Below are 21956 nucleotides of genomic sequence, written 5' to 3'. Positions count from 1 at the left end.
CGGATGCCATAATAAAGTGCAACGCTTAGCAATTATTTGTTGAGTGTTTTTTGTTATAATGTAAATTTCTCGACTATAAGCTTGCTTCACTTTTACATAAATATAGTTTATTATCAGTTTAATAGATAATTTATTCTGAATCAGCATAGGGATGAACAAGAATGGCGTAATATTCGTGGTGATTAGCTTCAAGAAATAGGTGGGAATTTCTTGAAATTACTTTTCCAATTTTTTGAAGCAGGCAGGAGTATGATGGTTCCTTAGAGCATGCGATTGCAAATCATTACTTCCCTAACATCAGCAAAAAAATCGATGAGTTGTTTTAGGATTAAACGAGGCTTTATTTTATAGGTAACCGTAACGTAACGATTAGGCAGGGGGAAAATATGACAGAAGAACGAATCAAACAAGCAGAAAAAGCATTTGTATTAGGCTTTCCATTGATTTTTAACTTAGATCAAATGAAACGATTCACCGACAAAGGTATCGGTGATTTACCAGCAGCACCTTTCAACGTCTTTAGCCATGCCGTGAATAAAGCTACTCCTGAAGGTCGATTTGTTTCAGTCAACAATGACACGCTTTATTCCATCTGCCAAGTCGATCTTTCTAGCGGACCCATGATTTTAGAAGTTCCCGAAGTTAGAGAACGCTATTATGTACTTCAGCTAGTCGATGCTTGGACAGAAAATTTTAGTTATATAGGAAAACGTTCAGTAGCCGGTCGAGGGGGGAAATATCTTTTAGTTCCGCCTGATCATCAGGCAACTATACCCGATACCACAGCTGAAATAATCCATTGCCCCACGAAATTGATTAGTATTGTTGGGCGCTGGGCATGTGAGCCTGAAGAAATAGAGACCGTTAGAAAACTGCAAAAAAAATTGAAAGTAACTTCACTGACTAACGATTCAGATCAATTTTGTTGGCAGAATTTTAATGATGATCATCCAATGGTTTTTTGGGAAAAATTTTGGCATTATTTGAAAGAATTTCCGTTGTCACCAACCTTCGAGAGCTATCATGCAACTTTAGAATCTTTGGGGCTATTTAATGAAAAGAATCCCTTTATTGATATCGAAGAGGAAGACGAGAAACTGTTCCTAACTGCTGAAAAACGTGGAAGAAACCTAATCAGTGATCAATTACAGCACGGAAAGGCAGTGGTAGAGAATGGTTGGCAAATAAACTATCATGCGTTTGATTACAATACGGAATTTTTCGAGTTAGGTACCGTGAATTCGCCAGAATGGATTTTGCCTCACAAAACGAATAGCGAGCTGGATCAATTGATCTTAACAAGAGCTACTGCAGCAATGGGCGGTCTATGGGGGAATCACGGATATGAAGCCGTCTACTTACCAATATATGTTGATAGCAATGGGGATCGGTTAGTGGGAGAAAAAGAGTATCAGCTGACATTTGAGCATACTCCGCCAACAAATGCTTTCTGGTCATTAACCATGTACACTTTCCCAGAGTATTATTTAGTAGCCAATGAACTTGATCGGTATTCTATTGGTGACCGAACGAAAGGATTGGTATACCAAGGAGATCAGTTAACCATCTATCTTTCCACAGAAAAGCCTAACTCTGCTGAACAGCAAAAAAACTGGTTGCCTGCACCAAAAGGGTATTATCGACCACTTTTGCGTATTTATTTACCAAAAGACGCCTTTTTTGATGAAAACTACGTGTTGCCAAAAATCGAGCCCATCAATTAGGCTGTGTCTGAAAATTCAATAGCTATTGGTATGCGCAAGTCAATACGATTGAAGCACTGCGGCTTGGCTCAACTTACCAGAAGAACCCTATCGTTCTTCTGGTAAGTTGAGTGACACTCGGTTTTCAGATGCCGGGACGGCGCCGGTTTGATAATACTTTCTCCATGTTCTTCCAGTTGCACCTGATTTTGAGACGATTAGTATTGACGCCACATCACTTTTCAACTTACCTTCAACTCTGATAGATTTGGATTATGTAAACCTATCAGATTGCTTGTTTAATCAAGTTTATAGCAGCAAAAGACGTTTAAAAGTTCTTTTTGCTTAGGTGATTTTTTTGTCGAATCAAAAATCCTCAAAAAATCCATACCATTCAAAAAAACTATGTGATACTATAAAAAGGAGAAAACGAAAAAGAGGAATAATGATGAAAAAGGGATTAGCAGTTTGCTTATTATCGATACTGTTACTACTGACCGGCTGCCGAGTAGAGGATGCAGCTCCAGCACCAAAAAATACAGCTTCATCGGTAGAAGTAACGATACCTACCAGCGGAGAAAATGAGCGTCAATATTTGGCAGAGTTGATCCAGGAGTATGGTGAAGCTGCAATTCAGCGTATCGACTATGCCTCCTATGATCAGTTGTTTAATGAAGACTTAGAGGCAAGAAATGACAAACAGTTTAAAAAAGGAACCAATTTGCAGTTAATCGGTTCGCATGTAGACGACGTTGACAGTAAACAATGGCACGGCTACTTCATTGAAGGTGAATAAACGAAAGCATGGTTGAACGCAAGTTTGATCATGCTTTTTTTATCAGTTCTGCTTTTCCCAGTACAAAAAAATAAGATCCAGATTAAAAAATAAAGCAAAACGAAGTTCCAAGCAGTCTAGCAGAATGATATGCGCAAGAGAATACAGACATTTTTCGGTTTTAGAAAAATGTTTCCTTACAAGCGAGATAGCTGTCAGTTCTGCTTTTCGCAGTAACTAGAGAAATAAGATCCAAATCAAAAAAATAAGCAAAATGAAGATCCAAGCGGTTTAGCAGAATGATATGCGCAAGAGAATACGAGGCATTTTTCGCTATTTGAAAAATGCTTCCTTATTATCGAGATAGCTATCAGTTCTGCTTTTCGCAGTAACTAGAGAAATAAGATCCAAATCAAAAAAATAAGCAAAATGAAGATCCAAGCGGTTTAGCAGAATGATATGCGCAAGAGAATACGAGGCATTTTTCGCTATTTGAAAAATGCTTCCTTATTATCGAGATAGCTATCAGTTCTGCTTTTCGCAGTAACTAGAGAAATAAGATCCAAATCAAAAAAATAAGCAAAATGAAGATCCAAGCGGTTTAGCAGAATGATATGCGCAAGAGAATACGAGGCATTTTTCGCTATTTGAAAAATGCTACCTTATTGTCGAGGTAGCTGTCAGTTCTGCTTTTCTCAGTAACTAGAGAAAATAAGATCAAAAATCAGAAGATAAAGCAAAATGAAGTTCCAAGCAGTTTAGCAGAATGATATGCGCAAGAGAATGCAGACATTTTTCGTTTTTAGAAAAATGTTTCCTTACAAGCGAGGTAGCTGCCAGTTCTGCTTTTCCCAGTACAAGAAAATAAGATCCAGAATAAAAAAAGAATCCCCAACCAGGCGGTCAGAATGATATGGGGAAGAGAAAAATGTTGCCTTATTTGCGAGATAATTGTCGATTTAATGGGGATGTAAAAGCATTTTTACGTCATTTCAAACGGTTTTTGATTTAAACTAAAGACAAAAGAAGAGAAAATGAGGCTAAGCTGATGGAAGTTGGAGAAAAGCTAAGAGAAAGAAGAAATACGCTGCATATGACACAAGACGAAGTTGCCGAGGCACTGGGCGTCACTAGACAGACTATCTCAAATTGGGAAAATGGTCGCAGCTATCCAGACATCGAACGAATCATTCGCTTGTCGGATATTTACCAGTTGTCGTTGGACGAATTACTGAAAGGAGACAATAAAATGGTGCATCAATTACAAAAAAACACTCAGCAAAACCGTTTCATCAAAACCTTCATTTTATTATTGCTAGTAAATGTGTTACTCATGGTTGGGCTAATCGCAGCTAGTCCACTAAGTAAAATTATTTGGGTCTTGCTCTTTCTCTTGTTAATGGCGAATACCTTCAGCATCTTCTACTTGATTATCAAGAAAATTTAAGGAGGTTTTTTCCATGAATACAAGTAATATTTTAGTTTTCTTCTGCTGCGGAATGATTATAGTAGGGAGTCTGTTTCTTTGCTACTATATTTATTCCCTAGTTTTGATTGATGCTAAAGCTCGGGGGTTGGAGCGGCCGAGGTTCTGGGCATTGGTTAGCTTAGGTGGACAATCAGGTGGCGGATTGCTGCTGTATTTGTTTAAACGAAGAAACTATGAGGTACGTTTGACACAACAGGAACAAGCAGCGATGGATCGCTTGAAACGCAAAATTTTGGCCATTTTTGTACTGATGTTTCTGGCGGTTATCTTTTTCGTCTTTGCTATGCTGCCAAACATGTTTTAATAAGGAAGCCATCAGCTGGATGTCAAGAGCTGATGGCTTCTTTTTTAGGCAAATAGCAAGCTAATAGCGGCTAGCACACCACCGATAACGCCAAAGCCGATAACCAAGGCGACTTTAATCCAGAAATCTTTGCGGGCATTTTTTTTCACATCTTTTTCATCTAACGTTTTGCCATCATAAAATGCGACAATCTGTGAGTAGGTTTTTAATTGAAGATTTTTTTTCAGCTTTTCAACCTTAAACGCTGCATACATCATAAATACCGCAAATAGTGCGGGGATGACTAATCCCGGTGTTCCCATAAAGCGAACAGCCGGTCCAATGGATAGAGTGGTTCCTAATATACCGACGATCATCCTGGTTGTCCATTTGTTCCATTGCTGCTTATCCAATTCTTTTCGCATCATTTCCACGTCTCCTTTAACTAGTTCGTCTAAAGTTACGTCAAAAAGAACACTCATCAGCAGCAAATTATGAATATCAGGATAGCTGCGTTCATTTTCCCAATTGGAGATGGTTTGCCGCGAAACATATAATTTCTCTGCCAGCTTTTCTTGGGAAAGTTGATCACGTTCTCGATATTTTTTGATTTGCTTACTAAGCTTCATTTTTTTCGCTCCTTTGTCTCCTTAGCTTAAAAGATCGAGAGAATTTCCGCGATCAAAGGTCTTTATACTTGCTGTTTTTCGAGTGTCAAAGATTTTTGACAGCTTGATTTAACAAGTTTTTTCTAGTTTAGCGTTTTATTGAACCAGTCGTCAATCGTTTCTTCCAAACAAGCAATAGAAAGGACCATTTAGGAAAAGAAGCCGTTTCTCCTTTGGCTCTTAGATAAAATAGGTAGAGAAGAGGGGGCGGCTATGATGAGGAAAGAAAAAATTTACATAATTGCTAGAGGAATCGGCGGTCTGTTTGTCTGTTGGTTTTTCTCTAATTTGCTTGCTCCCGAATTTGTGGCTCAGCACCGTTTATTAGTCATCATTTTCTTGATTTTCCTTGTGGGAGGAGTGATGTATTATCGACACCTCCAAAGAAAATTTAAAAAGAAATTGGCTCTGAAAGAAGAAAAGTTAAAGCTGCAGCAGGAAAAGCTGCAAAATGATCTTACTGAAACGATGAAGGAATTAGTCGTCATGCACTCAGAAATCCGCGATTATCATAAAAAAAACTGCGAAAAAGGAGAAAATGGCCATAATATATTATAAAATAGATTGTAATTTGATTAGATATAGAATAGAATCATTTTAAAAAGGGGACGGAGATTCAATACATGTTTATGTCTTTTGGTCGGGTGATGGAGTTTTTTATTTTAAATAGTCTCACTTATTTTTTTGTTAAGTGGTTTACGATTGAATTATTCACCTTTTTTACTGGTAGAAAGCTTACGCGCAAACAAACGATGCTTTGTCTCCTGCTATTTATTCTTTTAGTCATTTTTCCTGTCTCCTTCTTTACGGAGATCGGGGCGGATGGATGGATGACGGAGCGTTCCTCTACGATTCTTAATGTAATTATGCTTATCGGGGAACTTGTTTTCTATTTATATCTGAATCGTGGGATAACACTGCGGGGAATTTCTGCATTTTTTGTAGTGCAAACACTTTTAGGCGTTTTTGATGGATTTAGCAATCTATTTGTCGGACGGATGATTGAACATTTAGGATTAACTTTCCCGTGGCCTGCGATAATAAATAGAGATATCGTTATGCCGCTTTTTTATCTTTTATTTATTAAGCTGATTCATTCGGTTAACTTATTTCCTTTTATTAATTCACTGTTTGAAACTCGAAAAAGGGCGATCCTTTCGACATTGGCCTTCTTATTTCTGGTTAATCTAAATTCAATGATTGAATTGTTGGCTCCTGAATTTACAAAAGAGTATCCCTTTGCCCATAATCTTTTCATTTTTATTTTAGTGTGCTTCTTAATGATTTTTTGTGCTTTCTACAAAAATGCTCAGCTGCGGATTGCCGAGCAGGAGGCCACCCTTTTGCAGCAGGAAGGCTATGTGAAAAGCTTGGAATCGATCCAGCGGGACATGCGGACCTTGCAGCATGACTACAAAAATATTTTGTCTGGGTTGTATTTACAATCAGAAGAGGGTAAAACGGAAGAAATTAAGGCTTACTTGAATCAGACATTGGGTCAGTTGGATGAAAATGTTGCCAACAAGATCAAAGAGACAACGCATTTAAGCAATATTCAGGTGTCGGCGGTTAAAAGTATGCTGCTGACCAAGCTGGCTGCAATGGAGCAACAGGGCATTCAGTGTAATTTGGAAGTCAGCGAGCCCATTAAGAATATCAATATGGATTTGAACGATTTCGTTCGCTGTTTGGGTATCTTACTGGATAATGCGATGGAGGAGGTCCAGCAGCTTCAAGCAGAAGCAGCTAAGCTGGATGTGATTTTAAGCAATGAAGCTGAAGATCTGACCGTAATCATTAAAAATCCAACTCGGGAAAAGCCGCTGATCCACCAGATTTGGCAGGAGGGCTTTTCTACCAAAGGAAATAACCGTGGAGTAGGTTTATTCAGTTATCAACGAATTTTATCCAAATATCAGCATGTGTACAAACAAACGGTTGCGAAAGACAATGAGTTTGTTCAAATTTTGACAATTAAAAATTAGGAGATCCTATGGTAACTATCTATATTTGTGAAGACAACTTAGTTTTTCAGCAGGAAATTCAAAAAACAATCGAAGCCTATGTAATGATCCAGGCCTATGACATGCAGGTCGCTTTAGCAACGGCCAAACCGCAGGAAATTTTAGCTGCAATCGCGGAGGGAAAGACGCGAAATGTTTATTTTCTAGATGTGGATTTAAAGGATGAGGAAATGAATGGATTTGATCTAGGCAAAGCCATTCGAAAAGTTGATCCCCGCGGCTTTATCATTTTTATTACTGATCACAGCGAACTATTGGCCGAGACCTTCAAGTACCGTTTAGAAGCGATGGATTACATCATCAAGGGCGACATTGCCAATATTCAAACACGCGTGCGGGAATGCTTAGACAGCGTACAGGAACGGTTACTCCTGGAGCAAAAGGAAACCCGACGATATTTGCCCATTAAAATGAATAATGAGGTTTTCTATGTGGCAATTGACGAGATTTACTTTATTGAAACCTCCCCGCACAAGCACAAGGTTCTTTTGTATGCCAAGAATCAGCAGCTGGACTTCTTTGGGAATTTGCAGGACCTGGAAACCGAGCTGGGAGAAGACTTTTTGCGTGTTCACCGCTCGTATTTAGTCAACACGAAACAAATTAAACAATTGGACTATAAAACGAATACCATTTTCTTTGAGGATGAGTTAAGCTGCTTTTTCACTCGTAGGAAGAAGAAAGTGCTGCAAGAGCTGCTAACGCAGTAAGCTGAAGGATTAGAAAATCTTTCGGCTTTTTTGCTTGTATAAAATTCTCAAGCCTAAACGGTAGGTTCCTGTCCTGCTGAAGATCATCAAGGCTAAATATTGTTATTACAAAAATTGATGTTGGAACGTATAAGAGAGAGAACTGACTGTGAGAGGATGTGTTTACTGATGGTGCTGAGTTTAGCGGAATTTATTGAAAAAGAAACAGGCCAAAAAGCCAGTCCTGCTAAATTAGCTAAAACAACAGGTCTGGCAGTAAGTACAGTTAACGAGGCGTTAAAAAAAGAGGCAACTAAAAGCAGCTTTGGAACAATAGTCCTACTTCTTAATGCCTTAAATATATCCGTTGAAAAAGTAGCGCAGTTATATAGTGGGAAGCAAATGACGCCGGAAAAAGCAGAGCGTATCTTTTTAGCCAAAACGGATTTGTCTCGACTTACCATTATGGGCACACAGTTTAGTACACCGGAAAATTTTTGGCAAGCACGCGATACACTTGTGGATAGTATTTATGAAGGACTTTATCCTGATGAAACGGACCTGGTAATGTTGAAGGACAGAATTGAGAACAAGAAAACCAGTGATCAACTAATTGCTGAATTATACGATGAGGTCCCAAAAAAAGCAGAGGACAATGGAAAATTGTCTTAATAAACCTTTACTTTCTAATGGTGTTAAAGATAAATAGAGCATCACGGATCATAAAAAGCCTAACGATTTTCTCGTTAGGCTTTATTCAACGTATTCTGATTAGAGTAGCAGGCTTTCTTTAAATAATGCTGGACGTAAATAAATTGCGCTGCTAATAATAGGAACAGTAGGCCGGCGATCATGATTGCGCCAGTTTCTTCACTGATCCGATTGGAGGCAAGGATAGGAACCGCAATGACAAATTGAATGATTCCCGCAATAAAGCTGAATTTTTTCGCACGAATCTGGGCTAGTTTCCAACGTTTCCAGCTGCCGACAGCTAATGTTGAACGGAATCCTAGCACTGAATTACACCGATAACGATTATTTGACTTGGCGATGTCAAAGGTAAATGGAAAAATCACCCACCAAAAGACGCTGGTTACAAACAGTAGAATCCAGTCCATCATACGCTTTTGCCTCTTTTCTTCCTTCAAATTTAAAGCAAATGTTAGCACATTCTAGACTAAATTTAAAGGAGATTATGATGAGAGTTTTATCATTTAAATCTTACACAAAAAAGCTGAGGGCTTTTTTAGCAAAAAAGGGCTAAATTTTAATGAAAAAATTTAGCCGTTTAAGAACGAGTTTACTGTAAGGGCTTATTATCCCAAAAATACATCGATTTTTTTAGCTTTTTACGTTCAGACTCAGGTTTTTTATAGTAATCAGAGAGAAAGAAGTAAATGATTACGACCGCAATCAAGCTGACAGTTAAGTTAGGTGTTAAAACAGGGGCATCCTTGATTAAGCCCAACAAATGGCAAAGAGTTTTGAAGAGATCAAAGCCTAACCCTAGCAGAGCAAAAAAGACCAGCAGCTTTGCGGTTCCGACAATCGATTGTTGGTGAAGTCTTTTTTCTTCTTTGGTTCCAGTCGTTTCAACTTTATGATTCCAATAAACCAAGGCAATTAAAATTGCTAAATTGATGATAGTAGTTAAAAATGTGTTCATTTTTGTTTCCTCCTTAACGATGATTTCTGACTAAAGTTTAGCATCCATCAGGCAAAAAACGAGGCCTATTTCCTAAATGGCTCATTTTTTTACCTGATTGGCAAAAAAAGTTTCGCTGAGTTAAATGATTTTTGAACGTCAGCGGTTCATTAATAGTGAGCAGGGAAGGAGGAAAATTCGAAGGTAGCAAAAAAAATTAAATGATTTTAGCTGCGGGTTTGTTACTATATAGTGAGGAATTTAGAAAGAGGGTGATACTTATCAAAGATTATTTGCTGGTGCTTAAAATTAAAAAAGGCGATCCCGAGGCGTGGGAGCTTTTAGTTGAGCGTTATTATCAAACGATTTACTCCTATTGCTTTAGAAGATGCTTCGGACAGGTTAAGCTGGCGGAGGATTTGACGCAGGATATTTTTCTGAAGCTGATAAAAAGCATCGATAAGTATCAGTTCACCGGAAAATTTTTCAATTATTTATTTACCATCGCGGTGAATACCTGCAATAACTATTATAGTAAGAAAAAATTTGACCTGACAGAATTAGCAGACTATCTTCCAGATCAGCAACAAAAAAGCTCTCTTCAGCTGATTAGTGAAGAAGAGCGTTCCGATGAAATCCAGCAGGCATTAAACCAGCTGCCGGATATTCAAAGAGAAGCGATTATCTTAAAATTCTATCATGACTTAAAGGTGAAGGAAATCGCCAAAATGACCGAAGTTAGTGTGCCCACTGCGCAATCAAGGATTAACCAAGGAATCAAGAAGCTAAGCAAACTGTTAGACAAGGAGGCTCTTTACTTTGAATGAAGAAAAACTAAAGAAACTAGTGCTGCAACAAAAAATTGCAACCAATGAAGAAGCCAAACGACAAGTAATTACTGTAGGTAAACGTTTGATGGAAAAGCAGCAGTATACTCGCCACTCCTTTTTCAACTTATTAGCCATTACTTTGCGTTTTATTCCCGCCGCAATCTGGATCAAGCAGATCGCGCTATTTGTTGGAATTGTCGGCTTTTTAGCTGTTTTTCAGCAGGGAGGTTTCGCTATGTATTATGACTGGAGTATTTTGCTGGCTAGCTTGACAGTATTGGTCTCCTTCTCGTTGCTGCTGTTTACAGATGAGCTGCTGAAAAGCTTCTCCTATGGTACGTGGGAGCTGGAACAGACCTTAAAGTACAATCTCGATCAACAGCTGTTAGCGAAATTTCTGATTTTTGGTTTGTTCGAATTGTTTTTTGTAATGGGGATTTCGCTAGCGGGACAGGGATTTTTAATGCTGACATTTTGGAAATGTGCCTTGTATTTGCTGGTACCAATGAATTGCTGCACGATTGTCGTGTTGTCCGTTTTAACGACCTGGAATACACAAAGCTTCCGCATTTTGCTATGGCTGACTTCTGGCGCAAGTGTCGCAGTGATCTGGGGAATCTTACTCAAATTTGATTTATATGAGGCGAATATATCCATCTGGTTAAGCAGCTTTTTTGCGACTGGTTTGATAGTAGCCATGATTATTTTAAAAAGTACAAGAAGAATTGGAAGGGAATTAACATGAAGCTGGAATTAATGAATATTACTAAAAAATACGAAGGAACCACTGTTTTGGATAATGTTTCCTTCAGTTTGACTCCCGGAGTGTATGGGCTTCTGGGCTCCAATGGCTCAGGAAAAACCACCTTGTTTCGGATTATTTGCGGGTTGATTAATGCCAATGAAGGGGAGGTTTTGTACAATCGCAAAAATACCGATGCCAACAGCCAAGAATTTCGCACCATTTTAGGGTTTTTGCCGCAGGATTTTAGTTATTATCCTGAATTTACCGCCATGAAATTTATGCTGTATATCGCAGCGTTGAAGGGACTTAATCCCACTGTGGCTAAGCGTAAAAGTAATGACCTGCTGAACAAGGTCGGGTTAGAAACTGTGAAGAACAAGCGAATCAAGAAATTTTCGGGCGGAATGAAGCAACGGTTGGGCATTGCACAGGCTTTATTAAATGATCCGGAAGTTTTGATCTTAGATGAACCTACTAGTGGATTGGATCCCAAGGAACGTGTTCGCTTTCGAAATTTGATTTCTTCGTTTTCACAAGAGAAAATCGTAATTTTGTCCACTCATATCGTTTCTGATGTGGAATATATTGCCGATGAATTACTGATTTTAAAAAAAGGAAAGCTAAAAAATCGCGGTACGGCACAGCGCTTAATTCAGGAAATTGACCATTCTGTTTGGGAAGTAGAAGTAAGAGAAAGTGAAGTAACCGGCTATGAGCTGACCTATACCATCAGTAATCAAAAAAATACCGAGCGTGGCACAGTCTTGCGCATTGTCAGTGAGACAGCACCAAATGAAAAGGCGAGGCAGGTAAGGCCCACCTTAGAGGATCTGTATTTATATTATTTCAGGGAGGAGGCTTAATCAGATGCTGCAGCTAATCAAATATGAAATTCAAAAGATCCTGCTGAATAAGGCAGTTTTAGGCGCATTTGTGGTGTTCTTCATTGTCCTAGGGGGGATTTTCCATATTTATTTTGTAAATTCACGGATGCATAGTAATCATGAAGGGGACATCTCACGGAGTGCGGCGGTCCAGAAAAATAACGCGATCACCTCTAAGTACGAAGGAGATCTAACGACACAAAAAGTACAGGATGCGATGATTGATTATACTGAGGAACGGGCAAAAAATCCCAATTCAGATTATTTTAATATGTATTCTTACTATACGTTTTCAACGTTTGCTAAAAACTCAGGAGATTTGTTTACACAAATTTACGATGCTGCCCAAGAGGGAAAGGTGTTTCCAATCAAACAGTCTGACATTAAATCCTTAGACCAGGTCGGGTTCAATCAGCCAGAAACCGGCTATCTGCAAACCGGAAATTTTCCTAGCTGGTCCATTCTGATGGATGCCTTGGATCGCATATTTATGTTAACCGCGCTTTTGATCATTTTTCTGTGCTCAACGATTTTCTCAAGTGAAGTATCAGGAGGGAACATTGGGTTGTTGGCTTCAACCAAATATGGTCGTTCTAAATCAACGTTAAGTAAACTAGCCGCGGCCATGCTTTTAAGTGTAGGAGTGTTTTTATTGGCTCAGCTTGCAACAATTATTTTATTCCAAATGCTCTTTGGATTTAGTGGCTGGAATGTAAGTGTTCAAGCGAATTTGATGTGGCGATTGTACGATTTCCCTTGGTTTATTAATCTGCTGCAGGTTTTCTTTTTAACTAGAGGCGTTCAGATTATCAATATTTTGGTGATTGTGGCAATGACTTGCTTTGTCTCAAGCATGACCAAATCACCATTTAGTTCCTTGGCTATTTCCTTAGGGGCCTTTTTTGGACCAGAGCTTTTGTCGCGAATTTTTAACAAGGGGTTTCCAGCCAAGCTTTTACAGTTGTTTCCGATTAACAACTACGGATCAGTAAAAATCCTGCAGCTGATTCAGTTAAAGGAAGGCTTTCTATTCAGCACAGCAGTAATGAACTTAGTGGGACTGCTGCTGATTTTCCTGCTGGCAAAAGTAGTATTTGATTTGCTGGTTTACTGGCGAATGAAGCATTATCGTTTATCCTAATTGATGAAAAACTAAGCGAATTTCCATTAGGGAAGTTCGCTTAGTTGTTGTTATAAGTAGTTGTTGGGGTGTAACATTTTACAGATAATTTTGGAAATTGTTTGATTTAAAATGAGTATTCATCTCTTTTCCCTTTTTCAATACAAAAATTATGAGCTTTGCGGAAAAATAGAGAACGATTATTTAGATAAAAGTCGAACTTTACCTTCGAAAAGAGTCCGTTTAGCTGGTCTAATCTTTTAAGAGCAGATTAGGATCGTTTTTCGCAATAAAACTTTCTAAGGTTGTCCGATCTACTAATGCATTAGTTACTCCATCACGTGATACCAAAAAACCTGCTGCGTAAGTTGCAATTTGAATCGCTTTTTCTAAACAATAGTCTCTTAATAGGTAGGCCGACAGAGCACTAATAAAAGCATCACTAGCACCGGTACTATCAACGGCGGAAAAATCAGCAGCTGGAAAATATTTTTCTTTTTCTTTGTTCTTTAGAAAAACGCCTTGTTTGCCTAGGGTAACAATCACATTATTTACACCTTTGGAAATTAAGTGTTCAGCTTTTTCTTCGATGGTATTAAAGTCTGGACACACTGCGGATAGCTCGTCCTCGTTGGGAACGAAATAATCCGTTTTGCTTAGAAGTGAATCCGGTATTTTTTTTGACGCAGCTGGCTTTAAGATCGTTTTTACGCCCTTTTCTTTCGCAAGTAAGCACGTTGCCTCGACCGTCTCAATCGGAACTTCTGTTTGAACCAGACAGAATCCCACATTAGAGAATAAGTCATGATTTTCTTTGATCGTGGTAGGAGATAACTCCGTATTAGCTCCAGGCAAAATCGAAATCATTGAGTCGCCACTGGACTCAACAAAAATATAAGCTTGTCCTGTTTCTATATCCTCAGAGCGCGAGATCCCTTCAGTATTAATCCCATTTTTCTTAAGTTCTTGAAACATAGTGTTAGAGTTGCTATCAGCACCAACACACCCAATTAGACGAACTTGGTGTCCAAGCTTTGCTGTCCCAATCGCTTGATTGAGACCTTTGCCTCCAGGACGTTTACTTAAATTTGATAAAAAATTTGTCGAGCCGTTATGAGGGAGGTTAGATGAATAAAGATAAGTATCCATATTCATACTACCCACCACGAGAATTGTCGGGCGTTGATTTTCAGCAGGAAAGCCTATTGATTGCACATTTTCCAATGCCATTTCCTGATGATACAGCTTTGGCTCTTGAGCCTTTGTAATGATATCAATCAGTGATTGACATACATATTTACCAAAGGTGTTCTTATCAATTGGGACCGTAGACAGTTTATCTCGATAGTTTTTGTACTTTTCGTCGGTAACATCACGAAGGGAAAGCAATGAGTAATCTTTTGGGCATTCCAAACTACTTTGCATTGTGAGATTGTATAGCTCTATAGACTTAAAAAAATCACCAGAGATAAATCCAGATATTTCTTTTTCAATAATAGCGTCATTGATTGAATTATCTAAACTATGAATAATCATTGATTCATTAAATTTTAAATTGTGGTCAAAAAGAGCCTGTTTATATCCAGAAATAAGGGCTTCTTTCGTTTTGTCTTCTCCAATAATACACGCAATTTTTTTATGTTTTTTCTCGATTAATTGCTTTGTTAAAAAATAAGACAGTTCTTCATAAGGAATGGAAAGGGAAGTATATTCTTCTGAGTGTCCAATCAGTACCAGTGGAATACCTAAAGTTTCAATATGTTTTAGGTTTTTTAAACTGCTTTCATTTATTGGATCCCAAATAATTCCATCGACTTGCTTTGTACATAAAGCGGTAATATTTTTAAGCTCTTGCTTCGGATCATCAAGGCTATTAAACACTATCGGACTGTAACCCTTTTGTTGAGCAAAATCAATCACGCCGTTAAGCGCTTGATCAACGTAATTGGAAGAGTTAATCAATATTCCTATCGAACCAGTGGTCGTTGCAGAATTGATAGTTGCTGAATAGGGGGTGTAATTGTATTCATGAACAATCTTCAAAACTCTCTCTCGAGTCTCGTTGCTAATGCTGGCGTCTTTTTTATTTACAATTTTTGAAACTGTTGAAACAGAAACACCAGCTAATTTTGCGATATCTCTTATATTCATAAACGTCTCCTTTTCCCTAGTTTTCTATCTTATCATACTCAACTCATTCTAGAGGGGTCAAGCATGTTTCGTCAAAAAAGATAAAATTTTTTCGGCAACAGCCAAAAAAAGTGTTGACAAAATCTGTAAGCGATGATAACTTTTAATCAAGGAAAACGTTTTCCGAAAATGTTTTCCTTGGATTGATTTTATCACTTTTTGCGAGGAGGAACTAGAATGAAAAAATATTTTCAAGTATTTCTCCATAAAAATTTCTCAACGAAAGCACTTGTACTGATCCCAATTGCGGTTGGAATTAATTTGGTGGGTGGAACCTTATGTTCAGCATTAAAACTACCGCTATTTCTGGATATGATTGGAACAGTATTGGTTGCATGCTTAGCGGGACCTTGGGTAGCTGCGCTTTGTGGATTAATTACCAACTTGTTTTTAGCAATTGTGACAAACCCAGTTTTTTTCCCGTATGCCCTAGTTAGTGTTTTATGCGGGTTGGTTACAGGGTATTTAGTAATGGCGGGCTTCTTTAAAAATATTCCAGGAGCAATAGTTACATGGTTAGCCTGCACACTTACTAATTCTTTTGCTTCGTCAGTCATTACGATTTTTGTCTATGGTGGTGCTACTGGAGTCAATGCCAGTTCTCTTGCAGCGGCAGCTTTAATTGCTGCAACTAAAGAAATTGTTCTTTCAGTTTTTTCTACATCGTTAATAGAGAATTTAGTAGATAAAGGATTAGTCTTTTTGATTGTTTATTGGTTAGTAAAAAAGATACCGAAAAGATTTTCCAGCCAATACGCGCCATTGGATAACGCTTCATTGTTAAATGAAAGGGCGAAGAATTGAGGATGATAATCTGTGAAAACGAGTAATAAAATCAGTTGCTATGTAAAAGAATTGAATCCTGTGACGAAGTTAATCCTTGTACTATGCCTGGGAGTGGGTTGTATGATTTACCCTAGTCCTTTTCTGGGTTATGGAGTTTTAGTTATGACTTTAATTTTTGGTGGTTTTATGGGTATGGGTAAAAAAATTAGTTTACTCCTTCTTGGGTTCGGAGTACCTGTTACCTTCATGCTCCTTTTTATTCAAGGGTTGTATAGTCCAAAGAATACTACAATCATTGCTGATTTAGGATTTGCTCAAGTTGGTTTGGAAGGGACATTGTATGCATTAAAAATATCCTCCACATTGTTAGTTTTTTTGAGTACTTTCTATATATTTATGCAGACAACTAAAAATTCAGAAACTGTAGCTGCACTTACCCAATCAGGTCTCAATATGAAAATTGGCTATTTAATCTTGGCAAGTCTGAACGTTGTCCCTCAAATGCAAAGAAAAGTGAAAATAATTCAGGAAGCACAAGAATCCCGAGGGGTTGAAGTAACAGGTAATTTCTTTCAACGAGCGAAGGCTTTCTTTCCACTTATTGGACCTGTCGTACTTTCATCTTTAACTGATGCGCAAGAAAGAGGAATGACTCTGGAAACCAGAGGATTCAGCATTAAGGGAGTAAAGCCTACGAGTTTTATTGAAGTTAAGCATAGCAGCGGCGATCAGCTTTTAAAGATATTTTCAGGATTGTTTATCGTCTTTTGTATTTTAAAACGATTTTTTGAAATGAGGGGGTGACGATATGGATAGAGATACTATTATTGAATCTATTAGCTTTTCTTATCGCTATAATGAAGCACCAGAGGTAGCTCTTAATGATATAACTTTCGACGTTCAAAAAGGGGAGATTATTGCAATAATAGGTGCTAATGGAGCTGGGAAATCAACATTGTGCAATGCATTAGCAGGTTTAATTCCCAACTATTTTGTCGGCCATACGGATGGAGTAATCCAGATTGATGGAAAAAAAACAACTGAATGCACTGTGGGGGAATTATCGCAGACGGTGGGTTTAGTTTTTCAAAATCCCTTTAATCAGTTGTCATACACTGCGGATACTGTCAGTGAGGAATTAGCTTTTGGGCTAGGTAACAGGGGCGTACCGAAAGAAATAATGATCGAAAAGATCAATAAAGTGGCAGATATTGTGCAAATAGAGGATTTGCTAGATAAGAATCCGTTAGAGCTTTCGGGGGGACAAGTTCAAAGAGTGGCACTCGCTTCGGCAATAATTCTAGAACCAGAAGTTTTAGTTTTAGATGAATGCACAACTCAATTAGATCCAGCCGGTAGTCAGCAAATAATGAAAACGGTTAAAAGGCTTAATCAAAACGGTATGACAATTATAATGGTAGATCATGACATGGAAAAGGTTGCAGAACTAGCAGATAGAGTACTCGTGCTACACAACGGTAACTTAATTTTAAATGATTCTCCAGAAGCTGTTTTCAGCAATCCCAATATAGCTGAATATGGCATTGCTGCCCCAGATTATTATGAACTAACTAAAGATTACGACTCTAGTTCGGTTATCTTAACTGAAGAGCAGGCGATAAAAAAACTAGAGGATGTGTTAGCAAGTGAAAATTGAAATTACCAATCTTACCCATCAGTATCCTTCAGGTGATAATGCCTTAAGCGAAATTAATACTGTATTTGAAGGGACTGAGCCGATCGCGATCATTGGTCAAAATGGTGCTGGAAAGACCACGTTCGTTAAGCATTTAAATGGGTTGTTACGGCCAACCACTGGAGATGTTTTAATCAACGGAGAGAGTATTAAGAACCATACAACAGCTTTTTGGTCTCGAAAAATTGGGTACGTTTTTCAGAATCCAGACAATCAGCTTTTTTTAGAAAGTGTAAAAAAAGAATTTGAATTCGGTCCAAAACAGCAAGGAATACCTCAAAAAGAAATCAACGAACGATTAAAAAAGGTTGCTGATTTAGTCGGATTAGCTGACAAGCTATCGATTCATCCCTTTGATTTGAATGGGACAGAAAAAAAGTTTTGTACAATTGGTTCGATTTTGATGATGAATCCAGAAATGATTATTTTGGATGAGCCAACTTGCGGTCAAGATCTTGAAGGAAACAAACGATTGGAAAGGATCATCACCGCGTTGAAAGAAAACCATCAACTATGTATAACAATCACCCATGACATGAAGTTTGTTGTAAAAAACTTTGATCAAATAATTGTGATGGCAAAAGGAAGAATAGTGAAACGAGCAACCAAAGAAGTGATTTTCTCAAGTCGAGAAATTTTGCAGGCTAGTTCAGTAAGTCCACCGCCAATTACGCGGGTGGGGCAGGCATTAGGATTAGAAAAGCCAGTTTTTACTCAACAGGATTTTCATCAGCAATTTGAAAACAAGAAAACAGGAAATACGTATATATAGGTGAGATCACCTTTTATATAGATAAATCACGAAAGTGGGGATAAAGAATGGAAGCAACAAATGAGCGAGAAAAAATAGTTGGTGTTCCGATACCAGAAGAAGGAAGCCAAGAATTTGAAACAATGAATCGTATGGCGAAAAAAGCGATACCCTTAATTTTGTTAATATTCACTTTTGGTATTCTGGAACAACAAGCCTTTGGTATGATCTTTGTCAATATTGGACAACAGTTAGGAGCGACAAACTTAGCACCACTTATTACCTCAATTCCAGGGATTGTCTTAGGGATTGTCTGTGTAGTCTATGGCGCGCTAGGTGATTTTGTCTCATTGAAAAAAATGACCTTGTTGGGAGTAATTATTTTTGTTATAGGTTCTATCATTGGTTTTGGATTTGGGCCAAGCAGTATTTGGGCAGTAGTTATTGCTCGCGTCTTACAATCTGCCGGAGGACAAGTCGCAGGATCAGTTTTCTTGGTGCTAGTATCAAAATATATCGCTAAAGAAAACCGCGTTATCTATTACGGTATTTTTGTAGCCGTTTTCCGTTTTTCAGCAGCTTTAGGTGTCGTTGCAGCTGGCTATATCACAAAAATTGACTGGCGCTGGTTATTCGCAGTTCCGATCATTTCAATCTTATTCATTCCTTCGTTAGCTAAAAACTTACCTGATGAACGAGCTGAAGGGGCAAATATTGACTGGCTTGGATTTATTTTGATTGGTGCATTTGCTGGAGCAATGACGATGTTTTTCACAGATATGAATGCTTTTTGGGCAATTTCGTCAGTGGTAACATTAGTATTGTTTTTCGTGTATATTAATAAAGCTAAAAATCCCTTTATTACACCTGAGTTTTTGAAAAATCCGGCATTGATTGCGACAATGGCAGTTATCTTTATTGGGTACTTCTTTAGTTACACGTTGAATGCAGGAGTAAATGCAATTGGTTTAAACGTTTTTGGGATTGATTCTGCGGAAGTATCGTTACTATTAGTTGGTTCTATCTTATTAGCTGCTGTTTTAGGATTCGTTTGTGGTCCTGTCGTTAAAAAAATCGGACGTTCAGCGGCAATTATCATGGCTTTATCCTTCATGGGTCTGGGTTTATTAGCCATTGCATTCGCTATTCCTCATGGAAAAGTCTGGGCATTAGCATTAGCGCCTTGTATTTATTACTTTGGTACATCATTCTTTTATTCACCGATTGTAGACACGGCGACACTAACTGTTGCACCAGAAGAATCTGGTCGTGTACTAGGTGTAAATGATTTAGTACAAGCTATCACTGGTTCTGTAGGTGTTGCTGTATTTGGCGGTATGATGTCGTCAGGTGTCCTATCTGGGAGCAGCGTTGTTGGTTCTGCTGAAGGTGCGGCTTCAACATATGCCAATATTTTCTTAATTGGTGGTGTCATTGTATTAATAGCACTTGTGATCTTTATTGTAACAAGAAAAATGATTTACTCTCATGGTGAAAAAATGCAACAAAGCAAATAGATTAGTATTGGAGGATAAACAATGGTAAAAAAAGTAATTTTAGATTGCGATCCAGGTCACGATGATGCATTAGCATTATTGATGGCTATCGCTTCAGAAAAAATTGAGTTATTAGCAGTAACAACATCTGCTGGAAATCAACTTCCAGAAAAAACGTACGTTAACGCCAAAAGACTATTAACCTTGGCAAAGAGTGAACATATTCCAGTTGCTCGCGGAGCTAAAAAACCATTGCGTCGAGAGTTGATCATCGCGGATGATGTTCATGGCGAGTCAGGGATTGATGGTGCTGAATTACCGGAGTCTACTATACAAGATCTAGATATCTCTGCCAATGATTTAATTGCCAAAATTTTGAAAGAGTCTGAAGAAAAGATCACGTTAATAGCAACAGGACCATTAACGAATATTGCAATTTTCTTATTGTCTCATCCTGAGCTAAAAGAAAAAATCGAACTGATCTCCTTTATGGGAGGAGCCTGCTTTGGAGGGAATATGACACCTCATGCTGAATTTAATATTTACGTTGATCCCGAGGCGGCAGATATTGTTGTTCAATCAGGTGTGCCAGTAGCGATGTTCGGGTTAGATGTAACCTTAAAAGCTCAATTATTCGAAGAGGACATAAAAGAAATTCGCGGTATTGGGAACCAAGTAGCAACTACCATGGCTGACCTTTTGGATTTTTTCAACTTAACTACAACACGTCCCTATTGGGCAGATGAAAAGCATGTTGAAGGTATTCATATGCATGATCCTTGTGCTGTTGCTTATGTAATTGATCCAGATATGTTTACTGTTTACCCAATGAATGTACAAGTTGAAACAAGCGATACCTTGGCACTTGGCAGCACCGTTGTTGATTATGATGATGTCTTTAAAAAAGAGAAAAATGTCAATGTTGCCTTTAATCTTGATCTAGATAAGTTCAGAAAATTAACAATGGATACGATAAAATACTTTTCATAAACTGTTTATGAAAAATTAAAAGGTAAGCGAAGTCAATTGGAGAGAAGTGCAGAGATGAATAAGATTACAGTAGTAGGAAGCATCAATTTAGATACAACGATTCGAACAGAACAATTTCCAAAACCAGGTGAGACAATTCACTCAAAAGAAGTATTCACTAATGGTGGAGGGAAGGGAGCCAATCAAGCTATTGCTGCGGCTAGAAATGATGGGCAAGTAAACTTCATCGGCGCTGTTGGAAATGATGATGGGGGAAAAACGTTAGTTGAATTACTTGAACAAGATGGGATTAATACTTCAGCTATTGATCATTTAACTAATATCAAAACGGGAAGCGCCTATGTAACCGTCGATGATAATGGTGAAAATAGTATTGTGATTTATGGTGGAGCAAACCAGCAAATTTCAAGCGAGCATATATTGGACAGTAGTGAATTGATTTCTTCGAGTGACTATGTTATTGCTCAATTAGAAACTAATCTTTCAAGTATTGAACAGAGTTTTGAGATAGCTAAGAAATCAGCTGCATTAACGATTCTTAACCCAGCACCCGCACTAAAAGAGATGCCTGACTCTATTATCAGAATGACGGATATTTTAATTCCGAACGAAATTGAACTGGAAACAATAATAGGGGACAAAATCGATACTAAAGAAGACCTAATTAACGCTGCTAAAGTCATTCATTCTTTGGATGTGAAGGTATTGATAGTAACATTGGGCAGCAAAGGGGCGTTCTATTCTGTTTTGGATGGAAAACAAGGTTTCGTCCCGGCCAGCAAGGTAGATGTAGTTGATACAACTGCTGCAGGCGACACTTTTATCGGAGCACTTTCTACAAAGCTATTTGTGGATTTTAGGAATATTGAAGAAGCAATTCAGTATGCCAATAAAGCAGCATCATTGACTGTGCAACGTTATGGAGCACAACCTTCTATTCCTTATGAGTCAGAGCTAGTAGAAAAAGAGCAAAAGATCAAGGTATAGATGGTAAAAAGTAAGCTAAGCTTGAATAAAGAGAGACTTTGTATGACACTTGCAAAGTCTCTCTTTATTGTTTACGTTTTTATTTGGTTGAATGGATGGCAGTTGTGAAGGGAATTGAGAAAAAATATGGAGAACGATTTTTTCAGTAAAAATTTATCTGAACTTACTTACTTGAAATCTCAAAATGCTATTTTTAGGATAATAC

Annotated in this window: 23 protein-coding genes; 19 read left to right on the top strand and 4 right to left on the bottom strand. The window is 38.1% G+C overall.

The genetic code is table 11. From position 1 onward, the window contains the following. Window positions 1-386 precede the first annotated feature (386 nt). From I588_RS01890 to I588_RS01875, 4 genes are all read left to right on the top strand, one after another. Window positions 387-1724, top strand: coding sequence for a DUF1254 domain-containing protein (locus I588_RS01890; protein ID WP_010757244.1), 1338 nt, complete (start codon window positions 387-389; stop codon window positions 1722-1724). Between the two features lie 427 nt (window positions 1725-2151). Beyond that, window positions 2152-2499 (top strand): hypothetical protein, encoded by a 348-nt coding sequence (locus I588_RS01885; protein WP_010757243.1) that lies wholly within the window; start codon window positions 2152-2154, stop codon window positions 2497-2499. Window positions 2500-3526: 1027 nt separating this feature from the next. After that, complete coding sequence (locus I588_RS01880) at window positions 3527-3925, top strand: helix-turn-helix domain-containing protein (protein WP_010757242.1); 399 nt, start codon at window positions 3527-3529, stop codon at window positions 3923-3925. Window positions 3926-3938: 13 nt separating this feature from the next. Then, window positions 3939-4271, top strand: coding sequence for a hypothetical protein (locus tag I588_RS01875; RefSeq protein ID WP_010757241.1), 333 nt, complete (start codon window positions 3939-3941; stop codon window positions 4269-4271). 44 nt (window positions 4272-4315) lie between these two features. Here I588_RS01875 and I588_RS01870 read toward each other — a convergent pair whose 3' ends face one another. After that, the gene (locus I588_RS01870; protein WP_010757240.1) at window positions 4316-4879 is read right to left on the bottom strand and encodes a helix-turn-helix transcriptional regulator; all 564 of its coding nucleotides are present in this window, start codon (window positions 4877-4879) and stop codon (window positions 4316-4318) included. A gap of 252 nt (window positions 4880-5131) precedes the next feature. On the opposite strand from I588_RS01870, the gene I588_RS01865 reads away from it, so the two are divergent. The 4 genes from I588_RS01865 to I588_RS01850 all read left to right on the top strand — a co-directional run bounded on the left by I588_RS01865 (window position 5132) and on the right by I588_RS01850 (window position 8303). Further along, window positions 5132-5476 carry a hypothetical protein gene (locus I588_RS01865; protein WP_139244062.1) on the top strand — a complete coding sequence of 115 codons (345 nt, stop codon included), beginning with the start codon at window positions 5132-5134 and terminating at the stop codon, window positions 5474-5476. Between the two features lie 65 nt (window positions 5477-5541). Next, window positions 5542-6903, top strand: a complete 1362-nt coding sequence (locus I588_RS26315) for a sensor histidine kinase (protein WP_010757238.1) — start codon at window positions 5542-5544, stop codon at window positions 6901-6903. Between the two features lie 8 nt (window positions 6904-6911). Further along, window positions 6912-7652, top strand: coding sequence for a LytR/AlgR family response regulator transcription factor (locus I588_RS01855; protein ID WP_010757237.1), 741 nt, complete (start codon window positions 6912-6914; stop codon window positions 7650-7652). A 168-nt stretch (window positions 7653-7820) separates the two neighbouring features. Beyond that, on the top strand, window positions 7821-8303 hold the full coding sequence (locus I588_RS01850) for a hypothetical protein (RefSeq protein WP_010757236.1): 483 nt from the start codon (window positions 7821-7823) through the stop codon (window positions 8301-8303). A gap of 74 nt (window positions 8304-8377) precedes the next feature. Here I588_RS01850 and I588_RS01845 read toward each other — a convergent pair whose 3' ends face one another. Both I588_RS01845 and I588_RS01840 read right to left on the bottom strand, forming a co-directional pair. After that, window positions 8378-8752: a hypothetical protein gene (locus I588_RS01845; protein WP_010757235.1), complete on the bottom strand. Its 375-nt coding sequence runs from the start codon at window positions 8750-8752 to the stop codon at window positions 8378-8380. 179 nt (window positions 8753-8931) lie between these two features. After that, entirely contained in the window at window positions 8932-9297 is a 366-nt protein-coding gene (locus tag I588_RS01840; RefSeq protein WP_010757234.1) for a hypothetical protein, read from the bottom strand. 251 nt (window positions 9298-9548) lie between these two features. Between I588_RS01840 and I588_RS01835 the strand changes: the two genes are divergently transcribed. The 4 genes from I588_RS01835 to I588_RS01820 are packed head-to-tail and all read left to right on the top strand — an operon-like array spanning window position 9549 to window position 12876. After that, a complete protein-coding gene (locus I588_RS01835; RefSeq protein ID WP_034693544.1) occupies window positions 9549-10103 on the top strand; it encodes an RNA polymerase sigma factor in 555 nt (184 codons plus the stop codon). Then, complete coding sequence (locus I588_RS01830; protein ID WP_010757232.1) at window positions 10096-10851, top strand: hypothetical protein; 756 nt, start codon at window positions 10096-10098, stop codon at window positions 10849-10851. Before I588_RS01835 ends, I588_RS01830 begins: the two co-directional genes overlap by 8 nt. Beyond that, a complete protein-coding gene (locus I588_RS01825) occupies window positions 10848-11714 on the top strand; it encodes an ATP-binding cassette domain-containing protein (protein WP_010757231.1) in 867 nt (288 codons plus the stop codon). The genes I588_RS01830 and I588_RS01825 overlap by 4 nt, the downstream gene beginning before the upstream one ends. A 4-nt stretch (window positions 11715-11718) precedes the next feature. Continuing rightward, window positions 11719-12876 carry an ABC transporter permease subunit gene (locus tag I588_RS01820; RefSeq protein WP_010757230.1) on the top strand — a complete coding sequence of 386 codons (1158 nt, stop codon included), beginning with the start codon at window positions 11719-11721 and terminating at the stop codon, window positions 12874-12876. Between the two features lie 231 nt (window positions 12877-13107). On the opposite strand, the gene I588_RS01815 is transcribed toward I588_RS01820, so the two are convergent. Beyond that, entirely contained in the window at window positions 13108-15006 is a 1899-nt protein-coding gene (locus I588_RS01815) for a PfkB family carbohydrate kinase (RefSeq protein WP_010757229.1), read from the bottom strand. Window positions 15007-15222: 216 nt separating this feature from the next. On the opposite strand from I588_RS01815, the gene I588_RS01810 reads away from it, so the two are divergent. From I588_RS01810 to rbsK, 7 genes are read left to right on the top strand one after another with little or no spacing between them, the layout of a single operon-like run. Beyond that, window positions 15223-15849, top strand: a complete 627-nt coding sequence (locus tag I588_RS01810; RefSeq protein ID WP_010757228.1) for an ECF transporter S component — start codon at window positions 15223-15225, stop codon at window positions 15847-15849. Between the two features lie 12 nt (window positions 15850-15861). After that, the gene (locus I588_RS01805) at window positions 15862-16635 is read left to right on the top strand and encodes an energy-coupling factor transporter transmembrane component T (RefSeq protein ID WP_010757227.1); all 774 of its coding nucleotides are present in this window, start codon (window positions 15862-15864) and stop codon (window positions 16633-16635) included. Between the two features lie 4 nt (window positions 16636-16639). Continuing rightward, complete coding sequence (locus I588_RS01800; protein ID WP_010757226.1) at window positions 16640-17488, top strand: energy-coupling factor ABC transporter ATP-binding protein; 849 nt, start codon at window positions 16640-16642, stop codon at window positions 17486-17488. Next, window positions 17478-18299, top strand: coding sequence for an energy-coupling factor ABC transporter ATP-binding protein (locus tag I588_RS27795; protein WP_010757225.1), 822 nt, complete (start codon window positions 17478-17480; stop codon window positions 18297-18299). Before I588_RS01800 ends, I588_RS27795 begins: the two co-directional genes overlap by 11 nt. Window positions 18300-18346: 47 nt before the next feature. Further along, the gene (locus I588_RS01790; protein WP_010757224.1) at window positions 18347-19795 is read left to right on the top strand and encodes an MFS transporter; all 1449 of its coding nucleotides are present in this window, start codon (window positions 18347-18349) and stop codon (window positions 19793-19795) included. Between the two features lie 21 nt (window positions 19796-19816). Then, window positions 19817-20764, top strand: coding sequence for a nucleoside hydrolase (locus I588_RS01785; protein ID WP_010757223.1), 948 nt, complete (start codon window positions 19817-19819; stop codon window positions 20762-20764). A 54-nt stretch (window positions 20765-20818) separates the two neighbouring features. Further along, window positions 20819-21751, top strand: a complete 933-nt coding sequence (rbsK, locus tag I588_RS01780) for a ribokinase (protein ID WP_010757222.1) — start codon at window positions 20819-20821, stop codon at window positions 21749-21751. Window positions 21752-21956 lie beyond the last annotated feature (205 nt).

Origin of the sequence: Enterococcus pallens ATCC BAA-351 (genome assembly GCF_000407485.1) — a bacterium.
Classification (GTDB): domain Bacteria; phylum Bacillota; class Bacilli; order Lactobacillales; family Enterococcaceae; genus Enterococcus_A; species Enterococcus_A pallens.
This window is presented reverse-complemented; position numbering and strand designations above follow the sequence as displayed.

Excerpts from the sequence above, each read along its gene's own strand:
- I588_RS01890 (WP_010757244.1), top strand. The coding sequence starts at position 387 with ATGACAGAAGAACGAATCAAACAAGCAGAAAAAGCATTTGTATTAGGC.
- I588_RS01885 (WP_010757243.1), top strand. The coding sequence starts at position 2,152 with ATGAAAAAGGGATTAGCAGTTTGCTTATTATCGATACTGTTACTACTG.
- I588_RS01880 (WP_010757242.1), top strand. The coding sequence starts at position 3,527 with ATGGAAGTTGGAGAAAAGCTAAGAGAAAGAAGAAATACGCTGCATATG.
- I588_RS01875 (WP_010757241.1), top strand. The coding sequence starts at position 3,939 with ATGAATACAAGTAATATTTTAGTTTTCTTCTGCTGCGGAATGATTATA.
- I588_RS01870 (WP_010757240.1), bottom strand. The coding sequence starts at position 4,879 with ATGAAGCTTAGTAAGCAAATCAAAAAATATCGAGAACGTGATCAACTT.
- I588_RS01865 (WP_139244062.1), top strand. The coding sequence starts at position 5,132 with ATGATGAGGAAAGAAAAAATTTACATAATTGCTAGAGGAATCGGCGGT.
- I588_RS26315 (WP_010757238.1), top strand. The coding sequence starts at position 5,542 with ATGTTTATGTCTTTTGGTCGGGTGATGGAGTTTTTTATTTTAAATAGT.
- I588_RS01855 (WP_010757237.1), top strand. The coding sequence starts at position 6,912 with ATGGTAACTATCTATATTTGTGAAGACAACTTAGTTTTTCAGCAGGAA.
- I588_RS01850 (WP_010757236.1), top strand. The coding sequence starts at position 7,821 with ATGGTGCTGAGTTTAGCGGAATTTATTGAAAAAGAAACAGGCCAAAAA.
- I588_RS01845 (WP_010757235.1), bottom strand. The coding sequence starts at position 8,752 with ATGATGGACTGGATTCTACTGTTTGTAACCAGCGTCTTTTGGTGGGTG.
- I588_RS01840 (WP_010757234.1), bottom strand. The coding sequence starts at position 9,297 with ATGAACACATTTTTAACTACTATCATCAATTTAGCAATTTTAATTGCC.
- I588_RS01825 (WP_010757231.1), top strand. The coding sequence starts at position 10,848 with ATGAAGCTGGAATTAATGAATATTACTAAAAAATACGAAGGAACCACT.
- I588_RS01820 (WP_010757230.1), top strand. The coding sequence starts at position 11,719 with ATGCTGCAGCTAATCAAATATGAAATTCAAAAGATCCTGCTGAATAAG.
- I588_RS01815 (WP_010757229.1), bottom strand. The coding sequence starts at position 15,006 with ATGAATATAAGAGATATCGCAAAATTAGCTGGTGTTTCTGTTTCAACA.
- I588_RS01810 (WP_010757228.1), top strand. The coding sequence starts at position 15,223 with ATGAAAAAATATTTTCAAGTATTTCTCCATAAAAATTTCTCAACGAAA.
- I588_RS01800 (WP_010757226.1), top strand. The coding sequence starts at position 16,640 with ATGGATAGAGATACTATTATTGAATCTATTAGCTTTTCTTATCGCTAT.
- I588_RS01790 (WP_010757224.1), top strand. The coding sequence starts at position 18,347 with ATGGAAGCAACAAATGAGCGAGAAAAAATAGTTGGTGTTCCGATACCA.
- I588_RS01785 (WP_010757223.1), top strand. The coding sequence starts at position 19,817 with ATGGTAAAAAAAGTAATTTTAGATTGCGATCCAGGTCACGATGATGCA.
- rbsK (WP_010757222.1), top strand. The coding sequence starts at position 20,819 with ATGAATAAGATTACAGTAGTAGGAAGCATCAATTTAGATACAACGATT.